This window comes from Rheinheimera sp. SA_1, from assembly GCF_001669775.1.
GTDB lineage: Bacteria > Pseudomonadota > Gammaproteobacteria > Enterobacterales > Alteromonadaceae > Pararheinheimera.
Map to the genome: position 1 here is coordinate 445,572 of NZ_LXWK01000016.1, position 16,355 is coordinate 461,926.

12 protein-coding genes and 6 tRNA genes are annotated in these 16,355 nt (G+C 47.4%); 8 read left to right on the forward strand and 10 right to left on the reverse strand.

Annotation, left to right across the window (positions count from 1 at the left end):
• Nucleotides 1-111 precede the first annotated feature (111 nt).
• The 6 genes from A5320_RS13965 to A5320_RS13990 all read right to left on the reverse strand — a co-directional run bounded on the left by A5320_RS13965 (nt 112) and on the right by A5320_RS13990 (nt 716).
• Nucleotides 112-187 (reverse strand) — tRNA-Ala (locus tag A5320_RS13965).
• 58 nt (nt 188-245) lie between these two features.
• Nucleotides 246-321, reverse strand: a tRNA-Glu gene (locus tag A5320_RS13970).
• A gap of 22 nt (nt 322-343) precedes the next feature.
• Nucleotides 344-419: transfer RNA gene (locus A5320_RS13975), tRNA-Glu, on the reverse strand.
• A 26-nt stretch (nt 420-445) separates the two neighbouring features.
• Nucleotides 446-521, reverse strand: a tRNA-Glu gene (locus tag A5320_RS13980).
• A gap of 30 nt (nt 522-551) precedes the next feature.
• Nucleotides 552-627, reverse strand: a tRNA-Glu gene (locus tag A5320_RS13985).
• A gap of 13 nt (nt 628-640) precedes the next feature.
• A tRNA-Ala gene (locus A5320_RS13990) sits at nt 641-716 on the reverse strand.
• Between the two features lie 317 nt (nt 717-1,033).
• Between A5320_RS13990 and A5320_RS13995 the strand changes: the two genes are divergently transcribed.
• The gene (locus A5320_RS13995) at nt 1,034-2,098 is read left to right on the forward strand and encodes an XrtA/PEP-CTERM system-associated ATPase (RefSeq protein ID WP_068065884.1); all 1,065 of its coding nucleotides are present in this window, start codon (nt 1,034-1,036) and stop codon (nt 2,096-2,098) included.
• Nucleotides 2,099-2,181: 83 nt separating this feature from the next.
• Here the strand turns inward: A5320_RS13995 and A5320_RS14000 are convergent, their stop codons facing one another.
• The 4 genes from A5320_RS14000 to A5320_RS14015 all read right to left on the reverse strand — a co-directional run bounded on the left by A5320_RS14000 (nt 2,182) and on the right by A5320_RS14015 (nt 7,033).
• The gene (locus A5320_RS14000; RefSeq protein ID WP_068065885.1) at nt 2,182-3,801 is read right to left on the reverse strand and encodes a hypothetical protein; all 1,620 of its coding nucleotides are present in this window, start codon (nt 3,799-3,801) and stop codon (nt 2,182-2,184) included.
• 61 nt (nt 3,802-3,862) lie between these two features.
• On the reverse strand, nt 3,863-4,789 hold the full coding sequence (locus tag A5320_RS14005; protein ID WP_082971775.1) for an XrtA-associated tyrosine autokinase: 927 nt from the start codon (nt 4,787-4,789) through the stop codon (nt 3,863-3,865).
• Complete coding sequence (locus tag A5320_RS14010; protein ID WP_068065890.1) at nt 4,786-6,378, reverse strand: XrtA system polysaccharide chain length determinant; 1,593 nt, start codon at nt 6,376-6,378, stop codon at nt 4,786-4,788. The genes A5320_RS14005 and A5320_RS14010 overlap by 4 nt, the downstream gene beginning before the upstream one ends.
• Nucleotides 6,379-6,403: 25 nt before the next feature.
• Nucleotides 6,404-7,033 carry an XrtA/PEP-CTERM system exopolysaccharide export protein gene (locus tag A5320_RS14015; protein WP_068065893.1) on the reverse strand — a complete coding sequence of 210 codons (630 nt, stop codon included), beginning with the start codon at nt 7,031-7,033 and terminating at the stop codon, nt 6,404-6,406.
• A 184-nt stretch (nt 7,034-7,217) separates the two neighbouring features.
• On the opposite strand from A5320_RS14015, the gene A5320_RS14020 reads away from it, so the two are divergent.
• The 7 genes from A5320_RS14020 (at nt 7,218) to A5320_RS14050 (ending at nt 16,344) form a co-directional block, all read left to right on the forward strand.
• Nucleotides 7,218-8,624 (forward strand): TIGR03013 family XrtA/PEP-CTERM system glycosyltransferase, encoded by a 1,407-nt coding sequence (locus A5320_RS14020; protein ID WP_068065896.1) that lies wholly within the window; start codon nt 7,218-7,220, stop codon nt 8,622-8,624.
• Nucleotides 8,625-8,629: 5 nt separating this feature from the next.
• Nucleotides 8,630-9,484, forward strand: a complete 855-nt coding sequence (locus A5320_RS14025; RefSeq protein ID WP_197490119.1) for an XrtA system polysaccharide deacetylase — start codon at nt 8,630-8,632, stop codon at nt 9,482-9,484.
• Between the two features lie 154 nt (nt 9,485-9,638).
• Nucleotides 9,639-10,670: a FemAB family XrtA/PEP-CTERM system-associated protein gene (locus tag A5320_RS14030; protein ID WP_068065899.1), complete on the forward strand. Its 1,032-nt coding sequence runs from the start codon at nt 9,639-9,641 to the stop codon at nt 10,668-10,670.
• A gap of 3 nt (nt 10,671-10,673) precedes the next feature.
• Nucleotides 10,674-11,879, forward strand: a complete 1,206-nt coding sequence (locus A5320_RS14035; RefSeq protein WP_068065900.1) for a TIGR03087 family PEP-CTERM/XrtA system glycosyltransferase — start codon at nt 10,674-10,676, stop codon at nt 11,877-11,879.
• Nucleotides 11,879-13,315, forward strand: coding sequence for an exosortase A (xrtA, locus tag A5320_RS14040; protein WP_068065903.1), 1,437 nt, complete (start codon nt 11,879-11,881; stop codon nt 13,313-13,315). The genes A5320_RS14035 and xrtA overlap by 1 nt, the downstream gene beginning before the upstream one ends.
• Nucleotides 13,312-14,415 carry a TIGR03088 family PEP-CTERM/XrtA system glycosyltransferase gene (locus A5320_RS14045; protein WP_197490120.1) on the forward strand — a complete coding sequence of 368 codons (1,104 nt, stop codon included), beginning with the start codon at nt 13,312-13,314 and terminating at the stop codon, nt 14,413-14,415. Before xrtA ends, A5320_RS14045 begins: the two co-directional genes overlap by 4 nt.
• 42 nt (nt 14,416-14,457) lie before the next feature.
• Nucleotides 14,458-16,344 carry an XrtA/PEP-CTERM system amidotransferase gene (locus A5320_RS14050; protein ID WP_068065908.1) on the forward strand — a complete coding sequence of 629 codons (1,887 nt, stop codon included), beginning with the start codon at nt 14,458-14,460 and terminating at the stop codon, nt 16,342-16,344.
• Nucleotides 16,345-16,355 lie beyond the last annotated feature (11 nt).

Genomic DNA, 16,355 nt, shown 5'->3' on the forward strand with positions numbered 1-16,355 from the left:
ATGCATCAAAAGAAAAATGAGCGCCTGAATGGTTAGTAAGCTTATGAATTTGCAGGAGAAAGATAGGCATAGCTGGTTTTGATGGAGGTGGAATTTGTTGCAGCTGGAATTTGGTGGAGCTAAGCGGGATCGAACCGCTGACCTCTTGCATGCCATGCAAGCGCTCTCCCAGCTGAGCTATAGCCCCATCGTGACTGCTGCCAACTGGATTGAGGCAACATGATGGTACATCTGAATTTCCTAAGTGGCGTCCCTTAGGGGATTCGAACCCCTGTTACCGCCGTGAAAGGGCGGTGTCCTAGGCCTCTAGACGAAAGGGACATCCCAGGATTTGATAGCAGCGTGGCGTCCCTTAGGGGATTCGAACCCCTGTTACCGCCGTGAAAGGGCGGTGTCCTAGGCCTCTAGACGAAAGGGACACAGTGCTGTTATCGGGTGAATGTATTGGCGTCCCTTAGGGGATTCGAACCCCTGTTACCGCCGTGAAAGGGCGGTGTCCTAGGCCTCTAGACGAAAGGGACCCGCGGATACATTCTTGTCTTGTGTTTACTTGGCGTCCCTTAGGGGATTCGAACCCCTGTTACCGCCGTGAAAGGGCGGTGTCCTAGGCCTCTAGACGAAAGGGACACATTGTAAACTTTGGTGGAGCTAAGCGGGATCGAACCGCTGACCTCTTGCATGCCATGCAAGCGCTCTCCCAGCTGAGCTATAGCCCCACACCGTATGGACGTTACAACTCCATTGCTGAAGCGGCTTCGTCACAAGACGAGGCGCATTCTATGGGGCACGCTAATATGTGTCAATAGTTTTTTCCAACACCTTACTCGTTAGGATATTTTTTAAACACGATGCTGAAATTCCACGCAAAAACAGCGGTATTGTCTTGTTTTTCAATGGCTGTAATCGGCCTTTCTCCAACAGAAGATTGTCAGTTTTAGCAGTCGCTGTGCTATGATTTCGTCCGGATTGAAGTCTGCCGGATCGGTTATAACAGCAGACAGAATAGACAACTGCTAATTTAGGATAGTCATTGATGTACGAATCGTATTACGGATTTCACGAGCGGCCTTTTCAACTGACCCCTAATCCTCAGTGGTTTTTTGCCAGTAAACTGCACAAACGTGCCCTCGCCTATTTGCAGTATGGTTTAAGCCAGGGCGAAGGTTTTATTGTGATCACCGGCGATGTCGGCACCGGTAAAACCACCATCGCCAATCAGCTGTTGGCGCGTTTAGATCAACAAATTGTCGCCCGGCAAATTGTTACTTCCAGACTGGGCCCCGATGATTTATTACGAATGATCGCTTCGGTATTCAGTCTCAGCGTAAAAGACAATAATAAAACAGCTTACATCGAAGCAATTTCTCACTATCTGACGCTATTGCATAGTCAAAACAAACGCGCATTGCTATTAGTCGACGAAGCGCAAAACTTACCCTTGGAATCGATTGAAGAACTGCGGATGTTGTCTAATTTTCAAATCGCCGGAAAACCACTACTGCAAAGCTTTCTGCTGGGTCAAAACGAACTGAATGCTATTATTCAGTCACCGCATATGGAACAATTCCGGCAGCGTATTATTGCTTCGTCAAATTTATCGTCGTTGTCAGAAGAAGATTGTCAAGCCTACATCGAGTATCGGATTAAACAAGCTGGCGTCAGTCGTCCACTATTGGATCAAAGTTGCTTTGGCAGCATTTATCGATTCACTAATGGAATTCCACGTAAAATCAATAATTTGCTGGACCGCATTTTGTTGTTTGGATATCTCGAAGATAAAACGCTATTACAGCAGGCGGATGTTGAAGAAGTCATTACCGAAATCAGTGGTGAAGTGGCTCAGCGCCAACCAACACAATCGTTGCCAGTCCATACAGCACCGGTTTCAGTAACACCAGCACCGCCAACAGTATCGCCGGCGGAGCCTGCGCTCAACGCAACGCCAGCAAATCCATATCACGCCATGCTGGCAGAGCTTTCCGGTTTATTGGACAGCTCATTGGAGCATAAAATTAAGATGGCGAAAGAACTGGATACGTTGTTGAATCAACAACATCAACAAGTTATGCGTAAGCTGGAAGACGACAAAGGCAGCTAAGCTGCCTTTGTTTTACCGATGACTTCAATACTTTTACCAAACCTCAGCCTGTTCTGGCCTAAAGTGAACGGCAATGTAAGTCGTCAGAATTTAAAATCCAGATCAAAATGAATACGATTTTCTTTGTAATCCTGCGATTCACCGGCAAAATTCACGTCAACACGACGTACTGACAACGCTCCGCTAAGATCCGGATTAATCTTGCGATTAAAAGCTAAGGTATTAGTTGCTTGTGTTCCTTCGCGACGACCAGCACCGGGTAAACTTTCATCCAACTGATAATCGATCCTGGAGTAAGACGAACTCAGCGACAAGCTATTGCGCTGCGACAACTGCCAGTTGCTGCTGGCGTTAATATACCGATCTTCAACTTGTGCATCCCGCTCGAGATAAATATCACGCCGTTGACCAACTTGCAGTTGTAATTTTAACCGGCTAAAACCATAACCAAGGGTGTAATTGACATTACGGCGAACTACAATTTGCTCGCTTAACTCTTGGCCTGGTAACAAAATATTGTAGTAAGACTCACCTGGTTGTGGCCGATACTGCGCTGTCGGTGGTTGATAACAGTTTGAAAGACCTGGCGCCTGCCCCGGTGGACACAAAAACAAACCGTACTCGGCGTTGTCACCATTCAAGCTAAGCAATGAATTTACTGAATCAGACACCGTTAGTTGCATAGTCAAATGCTGTAAATTGTAACTACCGCTCACTTCAGCACTGCGTCCAAAAAACCGCCGATCCAGACTGCCGGTCAACTTGGTGCGACGTGATGGCTGAATGCTGAACTGGGTGCCAATATACTCGCGGCGTCCTTCATTCTCATTAACTTTATTAAAGGTAACGTTCCACCAGGAACGATCAGTTATTTTCCATTCCAAACCACCACCGATACTGTGATAGTTCCGATACCCACCAAACAAACTATTTACGTTGGTCAGTCGGCTGTTGCTTTCGTAACTCCCCTGGCCAATCATCGAAACCCGCCAGAAAAACGGCACACCAATCACGCCGTAACCACGACGGTTGTACAAATCTTCGCTTTGTTTACGACCGGTTTTTGAGGCGTCGGCATCAAAACCCCAGAAAAACTTACGGTTGCGGTCTGCCGACTTCAATTCAACGGCACCGGTCATGCGTTGCACATTCAGATCCTGGTTAAAAGGATCCTGATCATCAAATATCGGTTCTGATACCTGATCACTACGCGACTCCGACGCATTTAACTTCACACTGGTGTTCAGCCACTCCACCGTATCATTGCTGTAACTCATGCCGGCGCTGTTATTAATGACCTTCGCCATATTGCCGCTATTTGTTACTTCATCGATATAGTTAGAAAACTGCCCACCGGTTGAACGATAGGACTGGTTTGAACCGACCTGAAATGCCAGTCTATTGTTCAAAAAACTGGCAGTGTTGTTCAGCCGATAATTGGTATAAGTACTGTTTTCGCGCTGAGCGTCTTTATAAAATAACGCCATCTGGTCGATACTGAAACTCGATTTCAACCAAGGTGTACTGTACGACAGGATGATGCCGGGCGTCACAGACTGGGCTAAACCTTCATCAGTACCGGCGTCGCCAACCTCAACCTGATAAGCATAGGTACTGGTTGATAACGATGGGGTAATTTTGACATCGGCTACCACCGGAAATGCCAGTGAAATTGCAGAGAGTTTTAGTACAACCGCACCCACGCTGTTTCCGGCTAATTTAGCCTTCCCAGTGTGCTTTGGTGTGCTTTTTCGCAATGCATTGCTATTCCGCATAGTATCCATAACCGTAGCCATATCCTTTATCACGACTGTAATAAGCCTTGTTGATTACAAAACCAACAGCCAACTCTTTTGGCAACAAACTCAGCGCTTTATCCAGCTCATTCAGTTTGGTTTTATTCTCTTCCAACACCACCACGGCTTGACCACACATGGCAGCCAGCACCGCAGTTTCATTGACGCCCAGCAGAGGAGGTGCGTCAAAAATAACAATCCGATCCGGATAACGCGATGCAAACTCGTTCACCAATTCAATCATCTTGTCGCTGGCCAGCAACTCAGTCGACAAGTGATGCGGTTTGCCGGCGGTAATCAACTTCAGCCGTTCGACGTTGGTACTGTAAATAATGTCTGCAACATCAATGTCAGTTGAACTCAGATAGTCTGTCAGACCTAATGGTGTGCTGATTTCTAGCGTGCGCGACACGTTAGGTCTTAACACGTCGGCATCAACCAACAGCACAGTTTTGTCTTGTTCGAGTGCGATACTGAGCGCCAGATTGACCGAGGTGAAGGTTTTGCCTTCGCCCGGCCGACTGCTGCTGACTAAAATCAGATTCGGATGCTTTAAAGTTGAACTTAACCCACCAAAGGCGTTGTTGATGAGCTTACGCTTAATTACCCGATACTCTTCGTAAATCAGTCGCCGTTCGGTAGCCATGGATACAAAATTGCGGTTACTGAGGCTTTGCAGGTCAATTTCAATAAAATTGCGCGGCGATGCCTCAACTGCTTCAGCAATCACCGGTGGAGTTGCGGTAGCTTGCGCTGCAGCCGTAGTGACCTGCACCGCCGGCGCATTGATGGCTTCATCGGCTGCCGACATCGCCTTTTCAATCACCGGCTCTGCAGCGGGTGATGCAGTAGCTGCGGCACCCAGTTTGTCTAAGGCCTTTTCGATAGTACTCATAACAGACGCCCTAATAATTGCTTGGCGGTCAATCCGAACACCATTTCATTTGCCACCAAGGCACAATAACATAACATCAGCATTGCACTCAGAATGAGAAAGTACAGTAAATGCTTTTTGTTCTGTTTCAGCATTGCATCTTTTTGGGTATGAGAGACCAAACCAAACACCGGGAAATCGGCAATGGTTTTTAACTGTAATGCACTGGTGACCACCGGCGAAATTTGGCTACGGGCAAATGCCATAAACAAACCAGCTGCAATACCACCGAACAACACCAAAGTGTAAAACGCCAGTCGTGGCGGACCTGAAGGTTTAATCGGCACATGCGGTGGTTCGATGATCTTAAATTGCACGTCTTGTTGTGATTCATCCGCGCGGCTGGATAAATCCATCTGTTCACGGCGACTCAACAATTCTTCATATTTACTTTTGGTAATTTCGTAGTCCCGGTTTAAGCCAGCAAATTTTGCTTCGATATCAGGTACAATATTGCGCTGACGTTCCAGCTCTTCCAGTTTTTGACCATAATTGCGTACCCGCACATTCACCGAAGCTATTTCGTTTTCCAGGCGGGAAACATTCAGTTTTAATTCCTGATACACCTGATTTTGACTAAAACCAGCGCTGCTTTGCGGCGCTCCGGCAATGGCTTTTTCCAGGTTCGAAATTTCTTCAGCACGCATCTTTTTCAGCGACTCAATCAAACGCCCCACTTCAATGACATCCGGATGGACATCGGTATACCGAATAAGTAAGCCATCCAATTGGGTCTGCAAGGTTTTAATCCGATCGTCATACTGAGTTGTGAAGCCAGAATTTGCACCCGATGTGCTGTCACTGAAACCGGAAGCTTCGCCTTGTAACTGACGGCGAGCCGACTCAAGCTGCCCTTCCAGTTCTCGTTGGCGCAACTGAGCTTCTTCCAAGCGGGCTTTTTCAGACTCGATCCGGCTATAAAAACCTTGGTCTGACATTGGTCCCATGGCAATTTGTGACTTTTTAAATTCAGAAAGCCGCGTTTCCGCTTCTGCTAACCGTGTTTCATATTCGGTAATTTGACTATCAATGAATTCAGACGCTTTACGCTTATCGGCAACGGCGTTACCAACACGGCTTTCCACAAAAATATTAAGTGTTTCCTGCACCAGCCGTTTGGCAAGTTGAGGCGATGAATTCGCGTAAGAAATAACATAAATATTTTCACGGCCAGCAGCGCTGAGTTTGATGCTGTTTTGCAATGAGTTGATGAGATTTTCATATGACTGGCTGTCAGATGCTGAAATATCCAGATCAGTTGCCCGTGCGATTTTCTCTAAATTAGGCCGGCTCAATAAGGTCCTGGCCATCAACTGAATTTCCCGCTCCGGATTGTCCCGAATTGTTAAACCTTGTAACACCGGGTCAAGCACAGACCTTGTTTCCACGTAAATTTTGGCGTTAGCTTCAAAAGTCGGTGGCATATTAAATACCAAAATCCAGCCAATTGGACATACCAGCCAAGCGGTGATAACAATATATCTGCGTCTTAACCATACTCCCTGTAGATAGATGAGCAACATCTCAATCGCAAGGTTTAATTCCTTCATCGAACCACTCCAGACACTACAACAATCAGAACCAGGCTTCCGGAATAATTACGATATCACCGGGCAACATATCGACATTGGCGGAAATATCACCTTCACGAATCAAATCATCCAATTTGATTTCATAACTCACTTGTTTTCCATTTTTTGTGCGGACTAACTTCGCGCTGTTGCCACTGGCAAATTCTGTCAAACCGCCGGAAGCGATCATCAGATCAAGCAAAGTCATATATTGACGGTACGGATAGGCCTGAGGTTTTGACGCAGCGCCAATCACCCGAACCTGTTCGCTGAATGGACCTACAAAACCGTTGACTGAAACAGTCACTACCGGATCACGAATAAACTTCGCCAGGATTTTTTCCATTTCGCGGGCTAACTGTGTTGGTGTTTTACCAGCTACCGGAATGTCTTCAACCAAAGATGTCGTAATTTGACCATCCGGACGTACGATAAATGAGCCTGATAATTCCGGGTTACGCCAGACAAAAATAGTCACAGTATCATTCGGACCGATCAAGTACTTATAATCGGTAACTGCTGTTGTTAAAGAGTTTTGAACTGTTGCTGGTGGCAACTGACTGGTGCTACACGCTTGCAGAGTAAGTGCTGCGGCGATGGCGAGAATTGTAAATTGGCCTGACTTTGCATTCATATCTTGCGTCCTTATTGCTGATGCGTTTGTAATATAACCGAATTTTACCGTTATTGGGCGACAGACATAAAAAATTAATTTCAGTTTTATTTTCTCAAGCGTATACTTCTCCACGACAATAACTTAGTCAAGTAGGCAAAGTTGAAAACTGAAATAGTTGTTGCATTTCCAGGAAGAAGTATCAATGAATAAGGCTGTTCGATTCGGAAAAAATACACTGGCTGACAAGTTGTTCTTACTCGGGGAGACGTTATTACTGCTCGTCTCGAGTTTTGCAGCTTCCTATCTTTATTCTTTATACCAACCTGTTGATCAGGAAATGGCCGCGATTAATGCTGTGCTGTTTACTGGTTGCGTTATGTTATGCGCATTATCCGTTGGTCTATACGACCAAAAATTGCGAGAAGACACCGGCGGTGTGCTGAAACGGGTTGTTATCACCTTGTTATTGTCCGGTATTTTATTAGAACTGGTCATTTTCAGCATTGTCCCCTCTTTGCATCTCGGTCTTAGCTACAGCTTAATTGCAGCGTTTTTGTCGATGCTAACTCTGACGGCGTTCCGGATGTTATTTCACTACCACGACGTCACTAAAATCAGTCGGCGTAAAGTTTTAATTTTAGGTTCTGGTGAACGCGCTTCTATTATTGAACGTCGGATGCGTCGGAATGTAGACAAAAGAAACTTTGAAGTTCATGGTTTTGTTTTTATTGATGGCGATCAGCTTGGTCACATCCCAGAATCAAAAACAATACATTTTGATTACAAAACTGATTTGTATGAATACGCTGTTGAGAATGATATTGAACAGCTGGTCATCGCTTGTGATGAGCGTCGAAATATGCTGCCGGTTGAGCATTTGTTTAAATGTAAAACGCGTGGTGTCGATGTTATCGAAATTCTCGACTTTATTGAACAGGAAACCGGCCAGATTGCGGTGAACCTGATTTACCCAAGCTGGGTTATTTATTCCAACGGATTTGAAATGAATCATCGTTTCAAAACCAGTCTTGACCACCGTCTGAATGCTCTATTAGCAATTGTGGTACTTTGCCTGTTGTGGCCTTTGATGCTGATCACCGCGCTCGCCATTTATTTAGATGATGGTCGTCGTACCGGCACATCGGTCTTTTACAAGCAAATCCGGATTGGCATTGATGGTAAACCCTTCCCGATCCTGAAGTTTCGCAGCATGCGCCCTGATGCCGAGAAAAACGGTGCGAAATGGGCATCGGTTAATGATGATCGTGTAACCAAAATTGGCGGCTTCATCCGTAAGTACCGCATCGACGAATTACCACAGCTGTTCAACATCATTATGGGTGACATGGGTTTTGTCGGCCCAAGACCAGAACGTCCAGAGTTTGTTGAGAAGTTGGTTAAAGAAATTCCATATTACAATCAGCGTCATAACGTGAAACCAGGTTTAACTGGTTGGGCACAGCTGAAATACCCTTATGGCTCTACCACTGAAGATGCGCAGGAAAAGTTGAAGTTTGATCTGTATTACATCAAACACCGCACTCTCCTGCTGGATTTGGTCATTCTGATCAGAACCGTTGAAATTGTTTTGTTTGGTAAAGGCCGCTAATTCAGATGACGTTGTCGATAAACAAACTTAATGCTCTAACAGTTGACGTTGAAGATTACTTCCACGTCGCAGCTTTTGAGCAACAAATTACGCCGGCCGACTGGCAGCATATGACACCAAGGGTTGATCGGAATACCCGGGTATTATTAGACCAGTTTGACCGTAACAATGCCAAAGCCACATTTTTCTTTCTGGGTTGGGTTGCCGAACGTTTTCCTGATCTGGTGAAAGAAGTGCAGCGCCGCGGTCATGAAGTGGCTAGCCATGGTTTTTCACACACCCGGGTTCATCAGCAAACTCAGGCCGAGTTTAGGGATGATGTGGTAAAAGCCAAAGACATCCTGGAACAACTGACCGGCGAAGCCGTGATTGGCTATCGTGCACCGAGTTTTTCGATTAATAAACAAAGTGAATGGGCCTTTGAAATTCTCAAAGACATTGGTCATGTTTACAGTTCCAGCACCTACCCGATTAAACACGATTTATACGGTGTACCGGACTGGCCGCAACAACCTTATATGCGTCCGGAAGGTATCTGGGAAATCCCAATGCCAACCTTGACCATGTTAGGCCGCCAGTTACCGATCGCCGGTGGCGGTTACTTCCGGTTGATGCCTTATTGGCTTAGCAGTAAGTTAATCAGTAAATTTCTGAGCGAAGACCGCATGCCCTACATGTTTTACTTCCATCCTTGGGAAGTAGATCCGGAGCAGCCTCGTGTCGAAGGTGCCGGTCAGAAATCTAAATTCCGGCACTATGTTAATCTGGACAAAATGGAGCACAAACTGGACCGGCTTTTGACCCAGTTTAATTGGGGTAGTCTCGGCCAGGTGTATCAGCAGACACTAAAAAACTTATAAATTAACCAAAATCATTGCAGATTCGGGTAGGCGGCAATTGAGCGAATCCCTATGAGCATAGTGAACTATGCGATTAGGGTGAGAGAAAGCAGCCAACACCGACGAATCTTCAAGGATGAAGGGTATAAAAAGCAAACACAACTAAGGGATTTAGATGTATCAAATTGCAACCTTAGCCTTGGATGATCCGCAACAACAGGCCTGGGATCAGTTCGTCCGTGCGCAAGCCGATGGTTCATTTTTCCATTTGGCGGGCTGGCAGCGAGTGCTGAATAAAGCCCTGAATCACCCAACTTATTATTTGTATGCCACTGAAAATCAGCAGATCGTCGGTGTTTTACCGCTGGCTTGGGTTAACAGCCGTTTATTCGGCAATGCGCTGGTTTCAACCCCCTTTTGTGTTTACGGTGGTGCTTTAGGCGAACCAGCCGTGCGGCGGGCATTGGAGCAAAAAGCCATTGAAATCGGCACTGAGCTCGGTGTTGATCATGTCGAACTGCGCTATAAAGACGCGCAGGACAACGACTGGATCACCCGCAGCCAGCATGCAACTTTTGGCTGTGAACTCGCCGCTGACGACGCCGCAATTCTTGCTGCGATCAAAAAAAATCAACGCGCTTTGATCCGCCGCGCGCAGCAAAGCGATTTAACCACCCACATCGAAACCGATAACGCCGATTTTTATCAGATTTACTCCGAGAGTTTACGTAATCTCGGCACGCCGGTGTTTTCGAAAAAACTGATTGATGCGCTGCAACAAGCCTTCCCGGCTGACACCGAAATTCTGACCATTCGTCAGCAAGGTACTGCGGTTTCGTCAGTGTTTAATTTTTATTATCAAGGTCAGGTACTGCCCTATTACGGCGGCGGCAAGCCGATTGCGCGTGAGCTGAAAAGTAACGACTTCATGTACTATCAGCTGATGTGCCACGCCAAAGCCAATAAAGAATGTCATTTCTTTGATTTTGGCCGCAGTAAACTGGATTCCGGCGCCTACAGCTATAAGAAACATTGGGGCATGCAAAACCAGCTGTTGCATTACCAATTTAAGTTGATCAAAGCTGAACAACTGTCTAACTTGAGCCCGAATAACCCTAAGTATCAGCTATTTATAAAAATGTGGCAGAAGCTTCCACTAGCTATCAGTCGTTGGCTGGGTCCGAAACTAGCGCACTTTCTGGGTTAAATTATGGCAAAGTCAAAAATTTTGTATCTGTGCCACCGCATCCCTTATCCGCCGAATAAAGGCGATAAAATCCGCTCATTTAACCTGCTCAAGGCATTGTCTGAGCAGTATGAAGTGCATCTAGGTTGTTTTGTCGATGACGATTTTGATTATCAATATGTCGATAAACTGGCACAGTGGTGTGTTGAATATAAATGCCGGCCACAAAAAAAATGGCGCGCCAAACTGAAAGGCTTAACCGCCTTTCTGACCGGGCAGCCGATCACTATTCCCTATTATTCCGATGTGCAATTGCAACGTTGGGTTGACCACACACTGGAAAACTACCAGATTGAAACTGTGGTCGTGTTCTCCTCATCAATGGCACAGTTTGTCGATAAACCACAGTACAGCAAGCTACACCGGGTGATTGATTTTGTTGATGTTGATTCCGACAAATGGCGGCAATATGCTGACAATCATGGTGGACTGATGCGCTGGGTTTATCAACGCGAACATCAGCTGCTGCAAAAAGTGGAACAACAGTATTGTGAGCGATTTGACCATAGCTTGTTCGTGTCGCCCGATGAAGCCGCATTGTTCCGCACCTTAATGCCAGCAGCGCTGACACCAAAAATTCAGCCGCTATTGAATGGCGTTGATGTGCAGTTTTTTGATCCGGCATTACCTGCTGCGGCTGCCGAATTTGAACTGGATAAGCCTTATATTGTGTTTACCGGCGCCATGGATTATTGGGCCAATGTTGACGCCGTGCGCTGGTTTGCCGAGCAAGTCTGGCCAGGTATTTTGCAACAACACCCGCAGCTGCATTTTATGATTGTTGGCGGCAATCCATCGGCAGAAGTGAAAGAGTTAGCGAAACTAGCTGGTATTGTAGTGACAGGCCGGGTTGAAGACGTTCGCCCCTATATTCAACATGCGCTGCTCGTAGTCGCTCCGCTGCGGATCGCGCGTGGCATCCAGAATAAAGTGCTGGAAGCAATGGCAATGAATAAAGTTGTGGTCGCAACGGCGATGGCAATGGAAGGCATTAATGCCCCACAATCTGCTTGGTTATGCCAAACAGACGCCGCCGCCGAATTTACCGGACATTGCCTGGACGTGCTGGCAGAACCGGTTGCAACTATCGGCGCCCGGCAGTGGATTATCGAAAACTTTACCTGGGCAGCCACGCTGGAACCACTGAAACAGTGGATGCGGAGGAACTGATGCAACAGCAGCAGATTAAATTTAGCGCATGGTTGCTGTTGCTGGTTGCGGGCTGGGCTGTGGTGTTCTGGCCAACGCTGCAAAATATGGAACAGGTATGGCGCGGCTCCGACACCTACATGCACTGTTATCTGATCCCATTGATTGCGTTGTGGTTATGTTACGACCAGCGTCAACGCATCGACTTTAACCCGAAACCCAATGCCTGGCCATTGCTGCTGATGTTGCCGGTGCTGCTGGTATGGCTGGTTGGTTTCGCCTCAGATACCAATGCGTTATCTCACTTTAGTGCCGTGATCCTGCTGCAGCTTGGCCTCGCCACCTTGCTCGGTTTTGCCTTGTCAAAACAACTGCTGTTTCCGCTGTTTTACCTGATTTTTATGGTGCCTTTTGGCGAAGCGCTAAACCCGCCGCTACAAGACATTACTGCCAGTTTAAGTGTAGCGATGTTGCAATGGGCCGGTGTGCCGGTCTTTCGCGAAGGTTTGTATCTGGCAACGCCCATTGGCCAGTTTGAAGTTGCGGTTGCCTGTTCTGGCCTGCGGTTTTTAATCGCGTCCGTAGCAATAGGAACCTTGTTTTGTTATCTGACTTACCGGAAATGGTACAAACACCTGTTATTTATGCTGTCATTATTGGCATTTTCTGTTCTGGCCAATGGCTTTCGGGCTTTCTTCCTGATTTGGATAGCGGAAGTATCCAATATGGAATACGGTTTTGGCGCTGATCACTATATTTACGGCTGGTTGTTTTTTGGCGTGGTGATGTTTGTGATGTTTTGGCTGGGCGGTCGGTTTGCCGATGCCGAGCCAGCTGCAAAACCAGAGAATGCGGATACCACAGCTACACCGATGAATTTACTGCCGTTGGCCGGTTTTTTTGGTTTGCTCGCACTGACCTTTATCCTGAGCCAACAAGTTCAACTGACCATAGCACCGGCAACGCCGGCTGCTGCGGTATTACCTGCAGGTTTTACCGCATTGGATAAATCAGATTGGCAGGTCAGCTTTCGCGATGGGCTAACCCGAAACCAGGGCGAGAACGCCGAGAAGTGGCAAGTGTTTAGCGCCGATTACGGCCATAAACAGCAACAAGGTGAAATGATTACCTGGGCCAACTGGCTGTATTCCTCGAAACAATGGACGGTGCTGAAACAGCGCGACATTCACTTTGCACAAAAACCGTATCGCTTAATCGAGCTGAAAAATCACCTCGGTCAGTATCGCAGTATTTTGTTCTGGTATCAGATTGGTCAACGGCAAACGGTTGATACCAAATGGGCCAAGTTGTATCAGGTATTCAGCCTGTTGCAAGGCGACTCATCGGTATCCGGCGTGCGGGCGATTTCGGTTCCGGTCAGCATTGAACAGCTGGATTTAGCCAAGCTCGAACAGTTGGTATTACAGATGCAACCGCAAAGTAGCCCATCGTCGTGAGTTCAACTGCAGCAAAACAACCACCCTTGGTGGTGCATTTAATTTACTGCCTGGACACCGGTGGCCTGGAGCGGGTGATGCTCAACTGCATTCGCGGCATGGCCAATCAGGGGTTTCGGCATGCAGTTGTCAGCCTGACTCACGCCACCAGTTTTGCCAATCAGCTGCCAGCTGATGTGCCGGTGTATTGCCTGGGGAAAAAACCTGGTGCTGATTTATCTGTGCATCTGAAATTATGGCGATTATTACGCGATTTACGCCCAGCGATTTTGCACAGTTATAACCTCGCAACACTTGAGTACCACCCTGTCAGCTGGTTGGCCGGAGTGCGTGGCCATTTTCACGCTGAACATGGCCGCGATGTATCTGATCCAAAAGGTAACAACAAAAAATATCAGTGGTTGCGGCGGCTCATCAGCCCTTTTGTGCAGCGTTATATTGCCGTCAGTGACGATTTAAACCAGTGGTTATTGCAGCAAGTTCGTTTACCAAAAAGCAAAGTGCAGCTGATTTACAACGGCATCAATACCGACAATTTTAATCCGACTGCTGCAAAAAGTGCTGGCTTTAACTTTATTCATGTGGCGAGATTAGCCCCGATTAAAGATCAGGCAACATTAATAGCCGCATTTGTGTTATTACGGCAGCAATCGACCTTGCCGTGCCGGTTGTTGTTGGTTGGCGATGGACCACTTCGTCAGACATTGCAGCAGCAAGCGATGGATTCAGGCATTGGCGAGCACATCGAATTTCTGGGCGAACGTCAGGATATTGCCGCTTTGATGCAACAAAGTCAGGTTTTTGTGATGTCATCCCTGTCCGAAGGCATCCCGATGACGATTCTTGAAGCCATGGCTTGTAGCTTGCCGATTGTGGCCACAGCGGTTGGCGGTATCCCGGAGCTGATTCAGGCCAATCATGGCACTTTGGTCGCAGCCAAATCACCGGCTGCACTCGCCAATGCCATGCAGCTCTATCTGGAACAACCTGAACTTGCCGCCAGCCAAGGTCAGCTTTGCCGGCTGCGGGTCTGTGAAAAATTCAGCGAACCTGCGATGGTGGCACAATATTTAAGTCTGTATCGGGCAGTTCGCCTGTAGAACGCAACTCTGCTTTTAAGAAACAACTTTTAGGGAACAAGTATGTGTGGAATAGTCGGCATGTTCCGGTTAACAGCAGGTCAACCGGTGGATCAGCAATTACTGGCGGCGATGAATCAGGCGCAGTTCCACCGTGGCCCGGACGAAGGTGATCAGTTTATTGATGAGCGAATCGGCTTAGGTCATCGCCGGTTATCGATCATCGATTTAGCCGCCGGCCAACAGCCGATGAAAGACGAGTCCGGCCGCTTTGTATTGATTTTTAATGGTGAAATCTACAATTTCCCTGCCCTGCGCGAAGAACTACAAGCGCTTGGCCATCATTTTCACACCCGTTGCGATACCGAAGTTATTTTACGCGGTCATATGCAATGGGGTGACGCTTGTGTCGAACGACTGCAAGGCATGTTCGCTTATGCGCTGTGGGACGCACAGGAGCAACGACTGTTTCTGGCGCGGGATCGGCTTGGTATCAAACCGCTGTTTTATACCACCATCGGCGACACCTTTTATTTTGCCTCTGAACTTAAAAGCTTAAAACTATTGCCAGGTTTGGATAAAACCATGTCGCCCAAAGCGATTGAGCAATATTTTACACTGGGTTACATCGCTGAGCCGGATACCATTTTCCATTCGGTGGCCAAATTACCGCCGGCACAAACACTGGTGCTTTCTGTGAAGTCACCGGCATTGCAACTTGCCACCTACTGGCGCCTGAGCTTTAAACAGCAGTTAACACTTACCGATGAGCAATTTCAGCAGCAGTTAGTGAGTGAGCTCAATAGCGCCATCGCCAGCCATTTGGTGACCGAAGTGCCGCTGGGTTCGTTTTTGTCGGGCGGTGTTGATTCGAGCGCCGTGGTGGCCTTGATTGCCGGCATGTCTGATCAACCGGTAAAAACCTGTTCCATTGGCTTTGATGTCGCAGCTTATGATGAAACGGCCTATGCCCAGCAAGTGGCGGATCGTTATCACACGCAGCACGATAGCCGCATCGTTAAAGCTGACGACTATGAGCTGATCCCAAAACTGGCACATTTTTATGATGAGCCTTATGCCGACAGTTCAGCGCTCGCCACCTACCGGGTTTGTGAACTGGCGCGGAGCAAAGTAACGGTTTGTATGTCGGGCGATGGCGCCGACGAGCTGTTGGGTGGTTATCGTCGTTATAAATTGCTGATGGCCGAACAGCAAGTCCGTGACCGTGTTCCGGCCTGGTTACGCCAAACAGTGTTTAAGCCGCTTGGCAAGCTTTATCCAAAACTGGACTGGGCGCCTCGGGTGCTGCGGGCTAAAACTACTTTTCAATCGCTGGCGATGGATTTAGTTGAAGGCTACCTGCATGGCATTTCTTTGCTGAAACAACATCAGCGGGATGCGCTGTTTTCGGATGATTTTAAACTACAGCTAGGCGGTTACAACAGCCTGGAACTGTTTCGCCGATACGAAGCAGAATTTGATGGTGATGAGCCATTAGCCTTGTTGCAATATATTGATTTGAAAACTTACCTGGTCGGCGATATCTTAACCAAAGTCGACCGCGCCAGTATGGCCAACAGCCTGGAAGTGCGGGTGCCGTTTTTGGACCATAAATTTGTCGAATGGTGTGCCAAGGTGCCAACTTCGCAAAAACTTCGCGCCGGTGAAGGTAAATACGTGCTGAAAAAAGCAATGGAACCTTACCTGCCAAGCGATATTTTATACCGGCCGAAAATGGGTTTCCGCGTACCGTTGGCTGAATGGTTCCGTGGCGAGTTAAAGCAGCAGGTCAATACCCGGTTGCAAAGCGAGCTGATGCAAAAAAGTGGCTTGTTTAATATGCAAACCATCGCACGCTGGCTGAAAGAGCATCAGTCTGGCCAGAGCGACCACAGTACCGCACTCTGGACTTTGTTAATGTTTGAAAATTTTCTAAGCCAGGCGGCTTAAAGGACAGGCTT

Bases quoted from the DNA above. Each gene is read 5' to 3' on its own strand.
- A5320_RS13995 (WP_068065884.1), top strand. From the start codon at position 1,034: ATGTACGAATCGTATTACGGATTTCACGAGCGGCCTTTTCAACTGACC.
- A5320_RS14005 (WP_082971775.1), bottom strand. From the start codon at position 4,789: ATGAGTACTATCGAAAAGGCCTTAGACAAACTGGGTGCCGCAGCTACT.
- A5320_RS14010 (WP_068065890.1), bottom strand. From the start codon at position 6,378: ATGAAGGAATTAAACCTTGCGATTGAGATGTTGCTCATCTATCTACAG.
- A5320_RS14015 (WP_068065893.1), bottom strand. From the start codon at position 7,033: ATGAATGCAAAGTCAGGCCAATTTACAATTCTCGCCATCGCCGCAGCA.
- A5320_RS14020 (WP_068065896.1), top strand. From the start codon at position 7,218: ATGAATAAGGCTGTTCGATTCGGAAAAAATACACTGGCTGACAAGTTG.
- A5320_RS14025 (WP_197490119.1), top strand. From the start codon at position 8,630: ATGACGTTGTCGATAAACAAACTTAATGCTCTAACAGTTGACGTTGAA.
- A5320_RS14030 (WP_068065899.1), top strand. From the start codon at position 9,639: ATGTATCAAATTGCAACCTTAGCCTTGGATGATCCGCAACAACAGGCC.
- A5320_RS14035 (WP_068065900.1), top strand. From the start codon at position 10,674: ATGGCAAAGTCAAAAATTTTGTATCTGTGCCACCGCATCCCTTATCCG.
- xrtA (WP_068065903.1), top strand. From the start codon at position 11,879: ATGCAACAGCAGCAGATTAAATTTAGCGCATGGTTGCTGTTGCTGGTT.
- A5320_RS14050 (WP_068065908.1), top strand. From the start codon at position 14,458: ATGTGTGGAATAGTCGGCATGTTCCGGTTAACAGCAGGTCAACCGGTG.